This window comes from Bradyrhizobium sp. WBOS08 (assembly GCF_024585125.1).
Classification (GTDB): domain Bacteria; phylum Pseudomonadota; class Alphaproteobacteria; order Rhizobiales; family Xanthobacteraceae; genus Bradyrhizobium; species Bradyrhizobium japonicum_B.
On record NZ_CP028988.1, the window covers coordinates 2,265,432 to 2,281,041 of the forward strand.

11 protein-coding genes are annotated in these 15,610 nt (G+C 65.1%); 6 read left to right on the forward strand and 5 right to left on the reverse strand.

Translation table 11 applies throughout. From position 1 onward, the window contains the following. The first annotated feature begins 35 nt into the window (after positions 1-35). The 4 genes from DCM80_RS10910 (at position 36) to DCM80_RS10925 (ending at position 6,620) form a co-directional block, all read left to right on the forward strand. Entirely contained in the window at positions 36-1,577 is a 1,542-nt protein-coding gene (locus DCM80_RS10910; protein WP_257196954.1) for a caspase family protein, read from the forward strand. Positions 1,578-1,723: 146 nt separating this feature from the next. Further along, positions 1,724-2,395: an OmpA family protein gene (locus DCM80_RS10915; RefSeq protein WP_257196955.1), complete on the forward strand. Its 672-nt coding sequence runs from the start codon at positions 1,724-1,726 to the stop codon at positions 2,393-2,395. 158 nt (positions 2,396-2,553) lie between these two features. Next, complete coding sequence (locus DCM80_RS10920) at positions 2,554-3,486, forward strand: efflux RND transporter periplasmic adaptor subunit (RefSeq protein ID WP_257196956.1); 933 nt, start codon at positions 2,554-2,556, stop codon at positions 3,484-3,486. After that, entirely contained in the window at positions 3,486-6,620 is a 3,135-nt protein-coding gene (locus tag DCM80_RS10925; RefSeq protein ID WP_257196958.1) for an efflux RND transporter permease subunit, read from the forward strand. The genes DCM80_RS10920 and DCM80_RS10925 overlap by 1 nt, the downstream gene beginning before the upstream one ends. Before the next feature lie 134 nt (positions 6,621-6,754). On the opposite strand, the gene DCM80_RS10930 is transcribed toward DCM80_RS10925, so the two are convergent. Then, positions 6,755-7,429, reverse strand: a complete 675-nt coding sequence (locus DCM80_RS10930) for a Crp/Fnr family transcriptional regulator (protein WP_028133182.1) — start codon at positions 7,427-7,429, stop codon at positions 6,755-6,757. Positions 7,430-7,665: 236 nt separating this feature from the next. Between DCM80_RS10930 and DCM80_RS10935 the strand changes: the two genes are divergently transcribed. Then, the gene (locus tag DCM80_RS10935; protein ID WP_257196960.1) at positions 7,666-9,741 is read left to right on the forward strand and encodes an AsmA family protein; all 2,076 of its coding nucleotides are present in this window, start codon (positions 7,666-7,668) and stop codon (positions 9,739-9,741) included. A gap of 171 nt (positions 9,742-9,912) precedes the next feature. Further along, positions 9,913-12,360 (forward strand): adenylate/guanylate cyclase domain-containing protein, encoded by a 2,448-nt coding sequence (locus DCM80_RS10940; protein ID WP_257196962.1) that lies wholly within the window; start codon positions 9,913-9,915, stop codon positions 12,358-12,360. Positions 12,361-13,191: 831 nt separating this feature from the next. On the opposite strand, the gene DCM80_RS10945 is transcribed toward DCM80_RS10940, so the two are convergent. From DCM80_RS10945 to DCM80_RS10960, 4 genes are read right to left on the reverse strand one after another with little or no spacing between them, the layout of a single operon-like run. After that, positions 13,192-13,467, reverse strand: a complete 276-nt coding sequence (locus DCM80_RS10945) for a hypothetical protein (protein ID WP_257196963.1) — start codon at positions 13,465-13,467, stop codon at positions 13,192-13,194. A gap of 18 nt (positions 13,468-13,485) precedes the next feature. Then, positions 13,486-14,940, reverse strand: coding sequence for a class I SAM-dependent DNA methyltransferase (locus tag DCM80_RS10950; protein WP_257196964.1), 1,455 nt, complete (start codon positions 14,938-14,940; stop codon positions 13,486-13,488). Next, a complete protein-coding gene (locus DCM80_RS10955) occupies positions 14,937-15,344 on the reverse strand; it encodes a PIN domain-containing protein (protein WP_257196965.1) in 408 nt (135 codons plus the stop codon). Before DCM80_RS10955 ends, DCM80_RS10950 begins: the two co-directional genes overlap by 4 nt. Continuing rightward, positions 15,341-15,604, reverse strand: coding sequence for an AbrB/MazE/SpoVT family DNA-binding domain-containing protein (locus DCM80_RS10960; RefSeq protein ID WP_257196966.1), 264 nt, complete (start codon positions 15,602-15,604; stop codon positions 15,341-15,343). Before DCM80_RS10960 ends, DCM80_RS10955 begins: the two co-directional genes overlap by 4 nt. Positions 15,605-15,610: the final 6 nt, after the last annotated feature.

Genomic DNA, 15,610 nt, shown 5'->3' on the forward strand with positions numbered 1-15,610 from the left:
GGGAACGGCGCCTTTTTGGCTGGACCGCGCTGATTATGAAAATTCGCTTCTTTTTTCTTCTGTCCTTGCTCATCTCGCTCGTCCCGACTGCGCCCTCGCTTGCGGCCGGTGAGCGTTTTGCGCTGGTCATCGGCAATGCCAAATATCCGGACGCGGATGCTCCGCTGAGGGAACCGATCAATGACGCGCGCAACGTCGCCGACGAGCTCAAGCGCGACGGCTTTGCGGTCGATATCGGCGAGAATCTGACCGGCGACGGCATGCGTCGCGCCTTCGACAAGCTCTACAGCAAGATCAAGCCCGGATCGGTGGCGCTGGTGTTCTTCAGCGGCTTCGGCATCCAGTCGGCGCGCCAGAGCTACATGCTGCCGGTCGATGCGCAGATCTGGACGGAATCCGACGTGCGCCGCGACGGTTTCAGCCTCGAGACCGTCCTCGGCGAGCTCAACACGCGCGGCGCCGGCGTCAAGATCGCACTGATCGATGCTAGCAGGCGCAATCCGTTCGAACGCCGGTTCCGCAGCTTCTCGGCCGGCCTGACCCCGGTCATCGCGCCGAACGGCACGCTGGTGATGTATTCGGCGGCGCTGGCCTCGGTGGTCTCCGACGCCGGCGGCGATCACAGCCTGTTTGTCCAGGAGCTCCTGAAGGAAATCCGCGTCCCCGACCTGATGGCCGAAGAGACGCTGAACCGCACCAAGATGGGCGTCACAAGGGCTTCGCGCGGCGAGCAGGTGCCGTGGATATCGTCTTCATTGGCCGAAGATTTCTCGTTCAGCCCGGGGGCCGGCGGACCGCGTCCGACAGCTGGCGCGTCGCCTGCGCCGCCCGCGCCGCCGCCGGTCGCCGTCAACAACCCGCCGCCGACGCCGCCGGCACCGCCTCCGCCGCCGAAGCCGGCCGACGTTACCGCAGCGCCCGCGCCTGCTTCTCCGCCTGCGCCCGCACCCGCGCCGGCCCCCACGCCGAGGCCGCAGGTCGAGGCGGCCCTTCCCCCGCCGCCACCGCCACCGCCGGTGACGCCGATCGATCCCGCGCCGGCGCCGAGCGCGGGCAGCGGGCCGAGTGCCGCGGTCCTGGCCGACGATCCCACGATCAAGAGCCTGACCTCCAAGATTGCCGCCAATCCTGATGACGTGAACGCGCTGTACCGGCGCGGCCAGGTTTACGCCAGCAAGGGCGCCTACAACCTCGCCATCAAGGATTTTGACGATACGCTTCGGATCAACTCGAAGGACGTCGAGGCGCTGAACAATCGTTGCTGGACCCGCACCGTGGTCGGCGACCTCCAGGGCGCCTTGAAGGATTGCAACGAGGCGCTGCGGCTGCGGCCGAATTTCGTCGATGCGCTGGACAGCCGGGGGCTCGTCAATCTCAAGTCGGGCGCGGTCAAGAACGCCATCGCCGACTTCGATGCGGCCCTGAAGATCAACCCGCGCCTGACCTCCTCGCTCTACGGACGCGGCCTCGCCAAGCAGCGCAACGGCTCCGCCCAGGAAGGGGCGCTCGATATCGCCAATGCCAAAGCGATGGATCCGAACATCGTTCAAGAATTCGCAAGTTACGGAGTGCGTTGATATTTTTTTGAATTGAGGCCGTCCAAGGCTCGAACCTTGGACAGCCCTGGAACGACCAATCTGGCGGATGCCGCAACACGCCTTTTCGGGCGCTTGTTGCCGGAATTTTCGAAGTACGCGAGCTGGCTGCGCAGGAGGGACTGGCTATGAGATCGGCTGCAAAAGGGCTTACCGCGATTCTGTCCATCATCACCGTCGGCGCCATGCTGTCATTGCCGACCTCTGCCGCCTATGCGGGCGATGACGGCAACAGCAAGAACGTCACCGAGGACGACATCGTCCGCGCACTGGCACCGGCGCCGAAGAAGCCTCTGACCCGCGGCCTCTCGATCGCCCCGCCGGCCAATCCCGCGCCGAACGCGGCGGAGACCAAGCTGATCCAGTCGGTGCGCGGCCGCTCGACGCGATCGCTGTCGTCGACCGAGCGCGAGGAGATCGCATCGGTCGCCAAGGACAAGCCGAACATCGATCTCGAAATCACGTTCGACTACAACTCCGCCAACATCAGCGCGAAGTCGATGCCTTCCGTGCAGGCGCTCGGTCGCGCGCTGACCAGTCCCGATCTGAAAGGCTCCACCTTCGTGGTTGCCGGTCATACCGACGCTGCCGGCGGCGAAGCCTATAATCAGGACCTGTCGGAGCGTCGCGCGGACGCGATCAAGCGCTACCTCGTCGACAAGTACAGCATCTCCGCGACCGATCTCGTCACCGTCGGCTACGGCAAGAGCAAGCTGAAGGATGCAAGCCAGCCGATGGCGGAGGTCAACCGCCGCGTGCAGGTCGTCAATATGGAAAACAAGACCACCGCATCGAAGTAAGCACGACGCAATCCTTTGAAGTGACCGGTCGTGATGTGGTGTAAAGTCTCGCTTCCAGAGCGCGTCCCGCAGCCTTGCGGGACGCCGCTTCGTTTCAGGGAAACGTTCTCGATGGGCCTCGCGCGGACGGCCGTGTGCCAGGCCAGGATGATCCGGCGATGAAGCTCTCCGAATACCTCAAGCCTGCCGGAACCGTGGTGTTCGTCGCGGCACTCGGCATCGGCTATTATCTGTTCGAGCATCGCAAGCGCCCCGAGCCGAAGGAGACGCAGAGCGACGCGCTCGTCATCGTGACGAAGTCGACCAATGCCTGCTTCTCCGACCTGGTGCGTGTCACGGGCTTCTTCGTGCCGCGCCGCGAGGCCGTGGTGATCGCCGACCAGGAAGGCTCCAGGGTCACCGACCTCCTGGTCACGGAGGGCGCAATCGTCGCCGACAATCAGGAGCTGGCGCGCCTGACTGCGCCGCCGCAGATCCCGGGCCAGCCGCAGCGGCCGGGCCAGCAAGGCCCGATCTCGCTGAAGGCGCCGGCGCCGGGCCTCGTCACCGAGGTCCGCACCATCGTCGGCGCGCCGGCCTCGCCGCAGGCCGGTCCGATGTTCCGCATCGCCGTCAACAACGAGATCGAGCTCGATGCTCAGGTCCCGGCGGTGCACATGCCCAAGCTCAATTCCGGTGCCACCGTGCGCATCAGCCGCGACGACGCGCCCGATCTGATCGGCCGGGTCCGGCTGGTCGCGCCCGAGATCGACCGCGCCACGCAGCTCGGCCGCGTCCGCATCAGCGTCACCAACAATCCCTCCCTGAAGGTCGGCGTGTTCGCGCGCGCCTCGATCGACGCCAAGCGAAGCTGCGGCGTCTCGATTCCCAAGACCGCGATCGACCATCTCACCATTCAGGTCGTCAAGGGCGGCAACACCATCGAGACGCGCAAGGTACGGGTCGGGCTGTCGTCCGACAGTGCCACGGAAATCCTGGAAGGGCTCCAGGTCGGCGAGATCGTCGTCGCCGATGCCGGCTCTTCGCTCCATGACGGCGACCAGATCAAGACCATGTTCGCCGATGAACTCGATCGCACGCGGGTACGCTGATGGCTCTCAATATCTCGGCATGGTCGATCCGCAATCCGCTGCCGTCGGTCGTCTTCTCGATCATCCTGCTGATCCTCGGCTGGGTCTCCTTCACCAAGCTCGCAGTGACGCGGCTGCCGTCGGCCGACATTCCCGTGATCTCGGTCGTGGTTTCGCAATTCGGCGCGGCACCCGCCGAGCTCGAATCCCAGGTCACCAAGACGGTCGAAGACGCCGTCTCCGGTGTCGAGGGCGTGCGGCACATCACCTCCTCGATCACCGACGGCGTGTCGGTCACCACGATCCAGTTCGCGCTGGAGACCAACACCGACCGCGCCCTCAACGACGTCAAGGACGCGGTGACGCGCGTGCGCTCCAACTTGCCGCAGAACGTCACCGAGCCGCTGATCCAGCGCGTCGACGTCATCGGCCTGCCGATCGTGACCTATGCCGCGATCTCGCCCGGCAAGACGCCCGAGCAGCTCTCCTATTTCGTCGACGACGTGGTCAAGCGCGCGCTGCAGGGCGTCCGCGGCGTCGCCCAGGTCGAACGCATCGGCGGCGTCGAGCGCGAGATCCTGGTCTCGCTCGACCCGGACCGCCTGCAGGCCATGGGCCTGACCGCCGTCAATGTCAGCCAGAGCCTGCGCGGCACCAATGTCGACGTCGCCGGCGGCCGCGCCGAGATCGGCAAGAACGACCAGGCGATCCGCACGCTCGCCGGCGCCAAGACGCTGGGTGACCTTGCCGGCACCATGATTCCGCTGTTCGGCGGCGGCGAGGTCCGGCTCGACGATCTCGGCACCGTCACCGACACCATCGCCGATCGCCGCACCTTCGCCCGCTTCAACGGCGAGCCGATCGTCGCGCTCGGCATCAAGCGTTCCAAGGGCGCCAGCGACGTGAAGGTGGCCGAGGCCGTTCAGAAGCGCATCGACGCGCTCAAGGCCGCCTATCCCGACGTCGACCTCAAGGTGATCGACACCTCGGTCGAATACACCAACGGCAATTACCACGCGGCGATTTCGACCCTGTTCGAGGGCGCCATCCTCGCCGTCATCATCGTGCTGTTGTTCCTGCGCGACCTGCGCGCCACCATCATTGCCGCGATCTCGTTGCCGCTGTCGATCTTCCCGGCGTTCTGGGCGATGGACCTGCTCGGCTTCTCGCTCAACCTCGTCAGCTTCCTCGCCATCACGCTGTCGACGGGTATCCTGGTCGACGACGCCATCGTCGAGATCGAGAACATCGTTCGGCACATGAACATGGGCAAATCGCCCTATCGCGCTGCGCTCGAGGCTGCCGACGAGATCGGCCTCGCGGTGATCGCGATCTCGCTGACCATCATCGCAATCTTCGCACCCGCAAGCTTCATGTCGGGCATCGCCGGACAGTTCTTCAAGCAGTTCGGCATCACCGTCTCGGTGCAGGTGTTCTTCTCGCTGCTCGCCGCGCGCTTCGTCACGCCGGTGCTGGCCGCCTACTTCCTCAAGCATGGCAAGCACGAGGAGCCGCCGCCGGGGCGCATTCTGCGCTCCTATCACCGGATCGTGGCGTGGTCGGTGAAGCACTATTTCATCACGGTGCTGATCGGCTTCGGCGTCTTCGCCGCCTCGATCTGGAGCATCACGCTGCTGCCGCAGGGCTTCCTGCCGGCGCAGGACAGCGCCCGCTCGCTGCTGGCCCTCGAGCTGCCGCCGGGCACCCAACTCGCCTACACCGAGAAGGTCACCGAGGACATCGTCGCGCGCCTGCGCAAGCGGCCCGAGGTCAAGAGCATCTTCGTCGACGGCGGGCGTGTTCCGCCGGGGACGCAGGAAGTGCGGCGCGCCGCCCTGATCATCAACTACACGCCCAAGGGCAGCCGCGACATCACCCAGCGCGAGCTCGAGTTCTCGATCAGCCAGGAACTGGAGAACGTTCCCGACATCCGCTTCTGGTTCCTGGACGAGAACGGCCTGCGCGCGATCTCGCTGGTGGTGACCGGCGTCGATCCCAACATCGTCAACAACGTCGCGAGCGAGCTCGCGACGCAGATGAAGCGCATTCCCACCATCGCCAATGTGATCTCGGAGACTTCGCTGGAGCGTCCCGAGTTGCGCATCGAGCCGCGCGCCGATCTCGCCGCACGGCTTGGCGTGTCCACCGAAAGCCTGTCGCAGACCATCCGTGTGGCCACCATCGGCGACGTCGGCCCTGCACTCGCCAAATTCGACGTCGGCGATCGCCTGGTACCGATCCGGGTGCAGCTCGAGGACACCGCGCGCGGTAATCTGAAGACGCTCGAACAGTTGCGCGTGCCGCTCGGCGAGCGCGGCGAGAAGGGCGGCGTGCCGCTCTCGGTCATCGCCGACGTCAAGCTCGACCAGGGTCCGACCAGCATCAACCGCTACGACCGCGAGCGCCAAGCCACCGTCGCCGCCGACCTCGTCGGCTCCGCCGCGCTCGGCGATGCCACCAAGAAGATCTACGACCTGCCGGTCATGAAGACCCTGCCGAAGGGTGTGAAGGTCTCGCCCTCCGGCGACGCCGAGAGCTTGAACGAATTGTCCGAGGGCTTCGCCACCGCGATCACGGCCGGCCTGATGATGGTCTATGCCGTGCTGGTGCTGCTGTTCGGCACCTTCCTGCAGCCGATCACCATCCTGTTCTCGCTGCCGCTCTCGATCGGCGGCGCCATCGCGGCCCTGCTCCTCACCGGCAAGCAGCTCACCACGCCGGTGTGGATCGGCATCCTGATGCTGATGGGCATCGTCACCAAGAACGCGATCATGCTGGTGGAGTTCGCGATCGAAGCCATTCACGCCGGCAAGCCGCGCGAGGAGGCCATGATCGACGCCGGCATGAAGCGCGCCAGGCCGATCGTGATGACCACGATCGCGATGGCCGCGGGCATGATGCCGAGCGCGCTCGCGGTCGGTGCCGGCGGCGAGTTCCGCTCGCCGATGGCGCTCGCGGTGATCGGCGGCCTGATCTTCTCGACCATCCTGTCGCTGGTGTTCGTGCCCGCGATGTTCATGGTGATGGACGATTTCGGCGCGCTGATCTGGCGCTTCGCCAAGCGCCTGATCGTGCATAGCGACGACGCCGAGACGGACGGCCATCACGGGGCGGCGTCGCCGCCGAAAGACGTGGCCCACCGTGCTGCGGAGTGAAGATTTAAGGCAAGCACCCGCGGGAGCGCACTAACGAAGGGCGCCGCAAGTCGAGACATCGACGAAGCTTCGCGCTACGCGGCCATCCTCGCCGAAGTTCGTGCCCTCAGGCGCAGGCTTCCGATCGCCTGACTTCACTCGTTGCGCGCGATCGCCGTCAGCTTGGTCATGTTCCGCAGCAATATCCGGCCGCGCTGCAGATCGAGGATCGCCTCCTTGCGCCAGGCCTGCAACTGACGGTTGACGCTTTCGCGGGCGGCGCCTACGAAGACGCCGAGTTGCTCCTGCGAGATGTGCACCTCGGAGCCGAAATCGGCGGCGAGCGCGCAGAGCCGTCGCGCCAGCCGCACCGGCAGCGGCTGCAGCATGGATTCCTCCATGCGCTCGCTCTGCCAGCGGATGCGCTGGCAGAGCAGCGCGATGATCTTGATCGCGACCTTCGGCTCGCGTTCGAGGAAGCTGAGAAAATCTTCGCGCCGCAACACGAACAATTCGCTGGCCTCGCCCGCGGTCGCATCCGCAGTGCGATTCTGGCCGTCCAGCACCGCGACCTCGCCGAACAGGTCGCCCGGTCCCATGAAGTTCAGCGTCAGCCGGCTGCCGTCGGCGGCGCCGGTCTCGATCCGGACCTGGCCGCGGCGCACGCCGAACAGCGCGTCCCCAGGGTCCCCCTTCTGGAACAGCACCTCGCCATTGCCCAGATGCTGGGTGTGGCAGAGGTTGGACAGCCGCTGGAGCTCGTCTGCACCGAGATCCGCGAACATTGCGTTCATCTTCAGAATGACCGCAAATTCGGCCTGCTTGCTCATTTCAATGTCCTTGTGAACGTTCCGGTGCGTTGTCTCGGCAAAGTGCTTGAAACCATCACCATCAGGATCGCGTAAAACCGCGCCGGAGAAGTGTGTCATAAGTCACATAACTTTGCAGCACCCCCTGACTATTTTTACGCGCTTGGAGCCGCTTCCCGTCCGGGGATAAACTCAAGGCGCGAAGGATGGGTGGCCGGCGGGATTCGACGCCGACTGTCCGTCGTTGGAAAGTCGACATGAGAGCAGTGAAATTCGCCGGCGCGGCTTTGGCCGCAATCATCATCGTGACCGCAATCCTGCTGGTGATCGGGATCCCATCGGGCTTCCTGACCTCGACGATCGCCTCGCGGGTCGAGAGTGCGACCGGCTACCGGCTGTCGATCGAGGGCACCACGAGGATCAGCCTGTGGCCGGCGCTGAACGTCACCCTGAACGACCTCACGCTTGCCGACCCCAGGGATCGCAGCGGCATCACGCGCCTGACGGTCGACAGCGTGCAGGCCGAGATGTCGCTCTCCAGCCTGTGGTCCGGCCGTCCCGAGATCAGCGAGCTCATCGTCACTCGTCCCGTGCTCTACCAGCCGCTGCTGCGGGAGCGCCTGCCGAATGCCGGATCTTCCTCGAAGGCGCCCGCGCCCAAGCTCGACGGCGCGTCGATCGACCGCGTCAAGGTCACCGACGGCGAAGTCGCCTTCTCCCGCCTGCGCGATCGCGTCGAGGGCCGCATCAGCGCCATCAACGCCGAGGCGATCGTCGGCCGCGACCGCAAGATCGACGTCACCGGCACCGCGCGCGTCGGCGACCACCCGACCAAGTTCGACATCAAGGCGACTGCGCCGGCATCGTCCACCGACCGCCCGACCATCCCGGTGGATTTCGCCATCGACATGCCCGACGTGCTGAAGTCGCAACTCACCGGTCACGCCGAGCTGCGGATGAACGGCGACGTCGTGATGATCAACGGCGTCAATGGCCGGCTCGGCGACGGCGCGTTCAACGGCTGGGCGTCGGTCGACATCGCGAGCAAGCCGCTGGTGAAGGTCGATCTCGACTTCCAGCGGCTGGCGATTCCGCTGGCCAAATCGCCGCAGGGTACGTCCGGGCAGCCCTGGAGCAATGCGCCGATCGACGTCTCCGGGCTCAATTATGTCGATGCGCAGGTGAGGATTTCCGCGAACGAGGCCGTGATCGGCGATGCCCGCATTGCGCCGCTGGCGCTCGATGGCAAGCTCGCCGGCGGCGTGTTGAAGGCCGGCACCGCCAATCTCGGCGCCTATGGCGGCCAGGTCTCGGGCGAGGTGATTCTCGATGCGACCACGGGCGCGCCCAGCTTTGCCATGCATTCCGATCTCGTCGGCGTGCGCGCGCTGCCGCTGCTTCAGGGCCTTGCCGAATTCGACCGCATCGACGGCAAGCTGCAGGCCAAGCTCGCGCTGCGCAGCGCCGGCACCAGCCAGCGCGCCCTGATGGCGAACATGCAGGGCACCGCCTTCGTCAATTTCCAGGACGGCGCCATCCGCGGCATCAACGTCGCGCAGATGATCCGCTCGCTGACGTCGGGCACGCTGTCGGGCTGGCAGGACAGCCAGAGCGCCAGCCAGGAGCAGAGCACCGACCTGTCGCAGCTCTCGGCCTCGTTCCGCATCGACAAGGGGCAGGCGGTAACGACCGATCTCAATCTGATTGGGCCGCTGGTGCGCGTCACCGGCGCCGGGACCATCGCGCTCGACACCAAGATGATGGGCTTTCGGGTCGAGCCGAAGCTGGTGATGACCACCGAAGGCCAGGGCCGCAGCAATGAGCCGGTCGGCTTCGGCATTCCCGTGATGATCCAGGGCTCCTGGTCGCAGCCGCGGATCTACCCTGACATGGCCGGCATGCTGGACAATCCGGACGCCGCCTATGCCAAGCTGCGCGAGATGGGCAAGGGCCTGTTCGGCCCTGACGGCGCCGGGCTCGGCAACATTCTGGGCGGTCTCGGCGGCAATCTCGGTCTTGGCGGCACCACTGCGCCCAGCGGCAATGCGGCCGGCAACGCCAATCCGCAGGCGCAGCAACCCGGGCAGAACAATCTGCTCGGCGGCCCGCTGGGAGAGGCGCTGGGCAATTTGATCCAGCAGGGGTTGTCCGGCGGCGCGGGAAGCAGCACTGGCGCCGCGCCAGGCAGTAGCCGCAGCCGTAGCTTGCCGGGCACGCCCTCCACGCCGGCGCCGCAGGCTTCGCCCGCGGCCCCTGCTCTGGACGACCCGCCGGTCGCGCAGCAGGACAGTCAGCCAATGAACGACGTGCTGCGGCAGCTCTTCAACCGCTGATGGGACTGCGACCATCCCTCCTTCCACCCGCCCCGGCGTCCGCAGCGGGTAACCACGCCGGCTCGTCCCCGGGCCACGCGGCGGTCCTTTGGCCCAAATTGTGATAGAACGACCCCGCAAGGGCCTTGCGGCCCGTAGCGCCGGCGTCGATGGCGGCGCGAGAGGATCGGGATGGCAGGAGCGAACGACAAGACACGGTTTCTGCGCGAGGGCCTGTTCGCCAAATACGTCGTCTCCCTCGTCGGCCTCGTCGTGTTCGTTCTCGCGGTCAACGGCGCGATGGAGACCTGGATCTCCTACCGCGCCACCAGGACCCAGCTCACCGACGGCCTGGAGGACAAGGCGCAAAGCGCCGCCCGGCGCATCGAGCAATCGATCTCGGAGCTCGACCGCCAGATCAGCTGGGTGACGCGGGCGAGCCAGGACACGCTGGAGAAGCGCCGCGCCGACTACGCCTCGCTGCTGCACCAGGTTTCGGTCGTCAACCAGCTGTTCCAGCTCAACGGCGAGGGCCGCGAGGTGCTGCGGGTCTCGCGCCAGTCGACCACGACCGGCAGCAACGCCGACCTCTCCCGCGACATCCGTTTCACCGAGACGGTCGCCCGCGGCGTCAGCTACGCGCCGGCCTGGTTCGCCGACGGCACGCCCATGATGTCGATCTCGGTGGCGCATTCCGGCTTCAATGCCGGCGTCACGGTGGCCGAGATCGACCTCGGCTTCCTCTCCGATTTCCTCTCCGATGCGCAGGTCGGCAAGGCCGCCTTTGCCTATGTGGTCGATCCGCGCGGCCGCGTGCTGGCGACGTCGTCGAAGGGGCCCGAGGTCGGCAAGGACCTGTCGAAGCTGCCGCAGGTCGCGGCGGCGATCGCGCCCGGCCACGCCGCCGAGACGTCCGGCACCGACGTCAACGGCCATGCGGTGATGAGCGCCGCGAGCATCGTGCCGAAGCTCGGCTGGAGCGTGCTGTTCGAGCAGCCGACCACGCAGGCCCTGATGCCGATCCGCGACCAGCTGGTGCGCATCGCGCTTTTGATCGGGATGGGCCTGATGGTCGCGATCCTCGCCGGCACGCTGCTCGCCCGCCGCATGATCATCCCGATCACGGCGCTGCGCGACGGCGCGCACAAGCTCGGCGAAGGCGATTTCAGCCACCGCATCGACGTGCACACCTCGGACGAGCTGGAGGACCTCGCCAGCCAGTTCAACCGCATGGCCGACCAGATCCAGGAGACCTATTCGAACCTGGAGACCAAGGTCGAGGAGCGCACGCGCGATCTCGCGCAATCGATCAACGAGCTGAAGGTGCTGGAGGAGGTCGGCCGCGCGCTCGCCGCCTCGCTCGATCTCGACGCGGTGCTGCCGACCATCGCCGCGCGCGCGATCGAGATCACCCATGCCGATGCCGTGCTGATCTACGGCTTCGACGCCGAGCGGCGTCGCTTCACCCTGGTCGAGGCCGGCGGCATCGACAGATCGGCCGACGGCGCGCATGTCACCATCGACGAGGGCGACAACATCCTGAGCGATGCCGCCAGAAGCGGCGAGCCGATCGCGCTCGCCGACCTCGACCAGGCCACTGAACAGCCGCTGCGCGAGGCCGCGCTCGCGGCCGGCTTCCATTCGGTGCTGGTGGTGCCGCTGGTCGACCAGCAGGGCACGCTCGGCTCGCTGGTGGTGCTGCGCCGTCGCGGCGGCGAGTTCGCGCCCAGCCTGATCGGCCTGATGCGCACCTTCGCCAACCAGGCGGTGCTGGCGATGCGCAATGCGCGCCTGTTCACCGAGGTCGACCACAAGGGCCGCGAGCTCGAGGCCGCCAACGCGACCGTGCGTGCCCAGGCCGACAAGCTGCGGATACAGACCGAGCAGCTCAAGGACTGGAACAAGTCGCTGGAGGAGCGCGTCAAGACCCAGCTCGGCGAGATCGAGCGCATCCGCAAGCTCGAGCGCTTCCTGGCGCCGCAGGTGGCGCAGCTGATCGCCTCCTCCGACAGCCCGGAAGGGCTGCTCACCAGCCAGCGCCGCGAGGTGACAGTGGTGTTCTGCGACCTGCGCGGCTTCACCGCGTTCACCGAAGCGACCGAGCCCGAAGAGGCGATGAACGTGCTGCGCGAATACCACGCCGCGCTCGGCGGGCTGATCTTCAAATACGAGGGCACGCTCGACAAATATGCCGGCGACGGCGTGATGATCCTGTTCAACGCGCCGATCCAGTTCGAGGACCACACCAGGCGCGCCGTGAAGATGGCGGTGGAAATGCGCGACACGATCGGCCCCCTCACCGAGCGCTGGCGCAACCGCGGGCACAGCCTCGGCTTCGGCATCGGCATCGCGCTCGGCTATGCCACGCTCGGCCAGGTCGGCTTCGAGCAGCGGCTGGAATATGCCGCGATCGGCAGCGTCACCAACCTCGCCTCGCGCCTGTGCGGCGAAGCCAAGCCCAACCAGATCGTGGTCAGCCGCCGCGTCTACGGCATGGTCGAGCCTTTCGTCGAAGCCCGCGCCCTCGACGATCTCCAGCTCAAGGGCTTCAACCATCCCGTGCTGGCGATGGAGATCCTGAGCTGGAACGATGAGGCGGAGACCGTGGTGGATGCGACGGCGGTGCGACGACGCGGGTAGCGTCCGCAACGGTGCCGTAGCCCGGATGGAGCGGAGCGAAATCCGGGTTCGTGCCACAAGCGACAGCAGTCCCGGATTGCGCTCCGCTCCATCCGGGCTACCGGCCCTTGTATCTTTGACAAACAGCCAATCGCGATCCCGCGGCGCTTGGCGCCCGGGTTTTGCTTTGGTCTCGCTACCCTTCGAAATGGAAGGGCGCAGGGAAGGCCGGGCACCGGCTGGCACCCGCAAGACCCCTGTGCTTGAGTGCGTGATAGTCGCTCACAGGGGAGAAACAGGTGTGGCCGAATGCCCGGCCTTCCCTGCGCGATGGTTGAAACGGCTTATGTCGCGCTCTCGCCGGTGAGACGATTTCCCGTTGCCACCGTCGCCTTGCAGCTTTCATCGGATGCACCGTCCGGTCGGACGATCGCACCACTGCAAGACTTGACGCCGGAATACCGGGCGTCACGACCACACGATTTTGCCGTACGTAGGCAGCGCCGTCGTACACGCGCCCGCTGATCGCTCACGGGGGACTACCCCGCCCTGCGACCGCACCTGGCGCCGACGCTGCCCGCGTCCACCGCCCCTCACCCCACGAACCCTGACGATCGCGATCCGTCCCTTACCATGGGATGAGTTGGAGCGGATCATAGGGTGTGTCGTTTTTCTTGTAAAGCGAAATTTTGATTATTCGAAAATTAGGAGGTCGACGCATTTCAAAAACATCGAAAACAACCCATGCACAGTAGACGGGGCTAGCGGGATCAAGGGGTTAGAAGGTGGCTAAAATGGAGTGGGGCAAGCTTCTTTGACACGTCGGGCAGAACATCGGCCGGATTGGCACAATCAACCTTTGGGATGAGACTTGTCTTGTCCTGCTAGCTTCTTTGGCGCTCGCGGCGCCCCGTCGGGCTGCCGCAGTTTGGCCAAGTGAAAAAATGCTTCGTCCGCTTCGCCAATATCGGACGTGTCAATCAGGCTCTCTGGCAAGTCGGCCAGCTCCGCCAAGCGCTTTGTTGAAATCGGCATCGATGTCAATTTCAGCCGCGGCGAGCGCGCAGCTTGATTTCCGAGAGAAAGCCCAGACCCGGCAGTTTGACAGGCCGAGCAAACCGCCAGCATGATAGCATCATCGCGAGCTTAGGCCAGCTTTTCGCCAAGCGTCTTTGCGACGTTGCGAAATCTCTCAAGAGCCGCTTCCAAACTCTCGACGATCTCGGCAGCAGCTTCGTCCGGCGACGGCAGCAGGTCGGGATCATCGAGCGCGTGATCCTTCAGCCAGAAGATATCAAGATTGACCTTGTCGCGCGCAAGCAGGGTTTCCAACGGGAAGCGCTTGAACTTTTCGGACTCCTCACGTCTTGAGCGATTGCCCGCTCGATAGCAGGCAACGAAATCGTCGAGGTCGGCCCGAACCATCGGACGCTCTTTCAGAGTGAAGCGCTGGTTGGTCCGGAGATCGTAAATCCACAAATCTCTCGTCGCGGCCTTTTCCGAAGGCGGCTTCTTGTCGAAGAACAACACGTTCGCCTTGACGCCCTGCTTGTAGAAGATGCCGGTCGGCAACCGCAGGAGCGTGTGGAAGTCGAAGTTTTGCAGCAGCCGACGACGGATGGTTTCGCCTGCGCCGCCCTCGAACAGCACATTGTCCGGAAGCACCACCGCCGCCTCGCCGTTCGGCGCCAGCACCGTCATGATGTGCTGGAGGAAGTTCAGCTGCTTGTTGGAGGTGGTGACGAAAAAGTCCTGACGGTCGTAGTCCTCCCGCTCGCTGTCGATCTCGCCGTCGTCGCGAACGATGCGATAGCTCTGCTTCTTGCCGAAGGGAGGATTGGTGAGCACGACGTCATAGGTCTTGCCACTGACCGTCAGCAAGGCGTCTTTGGCCTCGACGATCGATTCGACACCCGTAATGCCGTGCAGATACAGGTTCATCGCAGCCAGGCGCACCACTTCGGGGACGATGTCGATCCCAGAGAATTTGTTCTTCAGTGCCGAATAGACAGCGCGGTCTCGCGCCTTCGGGTGACGCTTCATATGCTCCCAAGCAGCGAGCAAGAAGCCGGCCGTTCCGCAAGCGGGGTCGTGGACCGTCTGATTTGGCTGCGGATCGACCACTTCAACCATCGCTTCGATGACAGGTCGCGGCGTGAAGTATTGGCCGGCGCCCGACTTGACGTCCTCCGCGTTGCGGGCGAGCAGGCCCTCGTAAATGTTGCCCTTCACATCGACCGGGAGGCCTAGCCACGTCTCGCTGTCGATCAGGCCGACGAGCCGCTTGAGCTTGGCAGGGTCTTGAATCTCACTCTGCGCCTTCAAAAAGATTGCGCCGATAATGCCGCTTTGCCTTGACAACTTCTCCAGCAGCTTCGCGTAAGCTGCGCTGAGCGCTTCGCCCGAGATATCCTTGATGTCCTCCCAGCGCGCCCCCTTTGGCAGCATCGAGGCCTCGCCGATCTGGGTCACGCGCTCCTCGTCCATTTTGAGGAACAGGAGATAAGAGATCTGGCTGATATAGGCCTGATAGGAGACACCCTGGTCGCGCAGGACGTGAGCGAAATTCCAGACTTTGGCAACAAGGGATTGGGCGTTCACGGCGCGCTTTCGATGAAGGGATTGACGATGGTGAGGCCGCCGAACTTGCGGCCGTGCTGCATATCTTCAGTCAGGACGGTGTCGCAGCCGGCCTCAACGGCGGCGGCGACGATCAACGCGTCATAGAAGCTCACATTGTGATCCCGGGCGAAGGCGAGAGCGGCTTCATGCGTCGACATGGCGATCGGCTGCACGCGGCCTGACCGGTTTCGCACCAGCGCGAGCATCGCCTCGATATCGGGCCAGGACCATTTGAGCTTGGCCCGCGCCACGTTGGCGAACTCGTTGAGCACCTGAACGCTGATCGCGCCTCCGGCCGCGAGCAGCCGTTCCGCAATTGCGCAGCGCGGATCATCCGACAACGCGGCATAGACGAGAACGTTGGTATCGAGAAAGACCGTCACCGCGCGTTGGCGTCGTCGCGATTCCAGACGAAGTCCTTGGGCCGGGGCTTTTGCAAAGCACGAAGCCGGCGCAGGAAATCGCTCTCGTCGGTTTTGTCCTTTGAGACTACGATGGTTTCTTCATCCGGCGCCGTGACATGAACATGGTCACCCTCGGCGAGACCAAGCTTCTCAACCAGCTTCTTGGGCAGCCGCACCGCAAGGCTGTTGCCCCATTTTGAAACCTGCATCGTCGAACCCCGGATCTGCTGCGATACCATGTATAT